Consider the following 2,637-nt stretch of genomic DNA (forward strand, 5'->3'; position numbering starts at 1 on the left):
CGACGCCGGAACCGCCCTCGCGGCGGCCGGCATCCGGGTGGCCCAGCGGGCCGGCCGGCTGCGCGCGGCGTTCCACATCTACAACACCGAGGCCGACGTGGACCGGGCGCTGGACGTGCTGGCCGGCTGATCCGGTTCCGGGCTGTCCTCGGCCAGGCCGCGGTCGATCGCGCGGCGGGACGCGAGCCACAGGACGCCGCCGGCGGCGAACACGACGACCTCGGTGACGGTCAGCGCCCAGATGATGCCGGCCAGCCCGAACCAGAGGTTGCCCAGCAGCACGACCGGCAGGAACAGCACGCCCTGGGTCACCGACATCACGGTCGCGGCCAGCGCCCGGCCGGTCGCCTGGAACAGCGACGTGATCAGGCCGGTGAAGCCGTTCGCGATCATCGCCACGAGCTGTGCGGTGAGGATCGTGACACCGGCCGCGAGGACCGTGGGGTCGGCCACGAACGCGGAGAACACCTGCTCGCGGAAGAGGAACACCGCCGCCGAGAAGGTCAGCGCGATGCCGCCCACCGCGATCGCGGAGCCGCGCAGCGCCGCCAGCAGCCGGGTGCGGTCGCCCTTGCCGTAGGAGTAGGCGAGCAGTGGCAGGACACCGAACGTCACGCCCATGACCAGGAACTCCGGCACCTGCGCGATGCGTACGGCGACACCCATGGCCGCGAGCGGGCCGTCGCCGTACGCGGCCGCGAGATTGTTGAGCACCAGCGCGGTGACGATCAGGAACGCGGACTGCAGCAGCGTGCCGACCCCCACGCCGAGGACGGGCCTGAGCACGGCGGGGGAGAGGGTGAACCAGCGCGGTGCGAGGCTCAGGTGCTCGCTGTGCCGGGCCAGCCAGCCGGCGAAGTACGCGACCACGCCCACGTTGGCGAGACCCATCGACAGCGCGGCGCCGGCGACACCCCAGTGCAGCACGAGGATGAACAGGACGTCGAAGACGACGTTGGCGACTGCCGAGGCGATCAACCCGATCATCACCTGGCGGGCGGCGCCCTCGGCCCGGACGAGCTGCTCGAGACAGACCGCCGCGGCCAGCACGGGCACGAAGGCCAGCATGACAGCGACGAACGCCCTGGTGGCCGGCGCAGCAGCGGCATCCGCCCCGAGCAGGGAGACCAGTGGGTGCAACAGGAACAGCCCGGTGCCGCCGAGCACGGCCCCGACGATCACCGAACCCCAGACGGCGAACGACGAGACGCGCCTGATCTCGCCGGCCCGGGCGGGGTCGCGTTCCGCCGCGCCGAGCAGCCGCGAGACGAGCGCGCCGCCGCCGACGCCGAAGACGTTGCCGACCGCCATGACCAGGCCCAGGATCGGTGCCCCGAACGTGATCGCGGCCAGCAGTGCGGTGTCGTGCAGCGAGCCGATGAAGCCGGCGTTGATGAGGTTGTAGATCGCGCCGACGATCATCGCGGCGGCCATCGGCACGCAGAGGTGCAGCAGGGCGCGGGTGATCGGTGCGGCCGACAGGTACCAGCGGTTCGTGCCGACGACGTCGGTGGTCATGACTTCTCCTCCGGGCAGGGGCGAGCGCGCGCCGGCGGAGGCCGGCACGGCGGTATGCGGGCAGGTTGAAGGAGGCGGCGGCGCGTGCCGACGCCGGTCGTTCGGAGGGCAGGTTTCAGCTACGCGCCGGCGTCCGCCGGCGGCGAGGAAGTGGTTCGAAGGCGCGCCCGGAGCCGGGCGTCCGCGGTTACGACCGCGTGGGTTGCGGCAGCTCCGCGGTGATCTTGGTGAGCAGGGCGTGCAGGGTGGCCCGTTCGGCCTCGTCCAGCGGGGCGAGGATGGTCTCGTCGGCGGCGGCCATGGCGGTGTCGAAGCCGGCGATGAGCTCAGCGCCGGCCGGCGTCGCGTAGACCCGTTTGCTGCGCTCGTTGCCCGGCTCCGTGCGCCGCTCCACCAGGCCGCTGCGCTCGAGTCCCTGCACCAGGCTCGAGACGCTGGCCGGGGTCGTGCGGCTCACCTGGGCGATGTCGCGCTGGATGGCCCCGGGATTCTGCACCAGGTAGCCCAGCACGAAGGCCTGCTCGTGGCTGAGCTCGCGGGCCCGGATCCACTCCTCGCCGGCCCGGCGCTGGGCCCAGCCGATCCAGCGGACCAGTTCCAGGCTGGTGGTGAGCTTCGGTGCATCCATGCTTAGAAAGCTAACTGTTTGAACTCTAACTGTCAATGCTCGAACTGACCGGCGGCGTGTGCAGCACCTCGCGAGCCTGCTCGGCGGCGCGGGTGATGCTCTCGCTGATGAAGTCGAGGAAGCGGGCGATGTTCTCCAGGCGGGTGGCGGCGGCGGTGTGCGGGCCGAGGATGGCGACGCCCCGGCGGGCGGTCTCGACGAGCTGGTCGTTGGCCCGGGCGCTGGCGATCGTCGCCTGGTAGAAGAGCTCGTCGTCGACGATGTAGCGGTCCCGGCGGCGGTCGTCGCGCTCCCGGCGGACCAGGCTCTGGCTCCCCAGGAAGGCGATCGCCTTGGAGATGGAGGCCGGGCTCACCTGGACGCGCCGGGCCAGCTCGGCCGCGGTGAGGCTGCCCGCGTCCGTGGTGAACAGGCAGGTCAGCACCCGGGCCGACATCTTGCTCAGGCCGGAGGCCATGAGGACGGTGGTCAGCGTCTCCTCGTACTCGGCC

3 protein-coding genes are annotated in these 2,637 nt (G+C 72.0%); all 3 read right to left on the reverse strand.

The features are described 5' to 3' along the window. Positions 1-78: 78 nt before the first annotated feature. Positions 79-1,518 (reverse strand): MATE family efflux transporter, encoded by a 1,440-nt coding sequence (locus AB0C29_RS42675; protein WP_360833269.1) that lies wholly within the window; start codon positions 1,516-1,518, stop codon positions 79-81. A gap of 187 nt (positions 1,519-1,705) precedes the next feature. Beyond that, positions 1,706-2,146, reverse strand: coding sequence for a MarR family transcriptional regulator (locus AB0C29_RS42680; protein WP_360833271.1), 441 nt, complete (start codon positions 2,144-2,146; stop codon positions 1,706-1,708). Between the two features lie 25 nt (positions 2,147-2,171). Further along, positions 2,172-2,637: MarR family transcriptional regulator (locus AB0C29_RS42685; protein WP_360833273.1), on the reverse strand; the 466-nt coding region annotated here is incomplete at its 5' end.

Origin of the sequence: Actinoplanes sp. NPDC048791, assembly GCF_040650095.1 — a bacterium.
Taxonomy (GTDB): Bacteria; Actinomycetota; Actinomycetes; order Mycobacteriales; family Micromonosporaceae; genus Actinoplanes.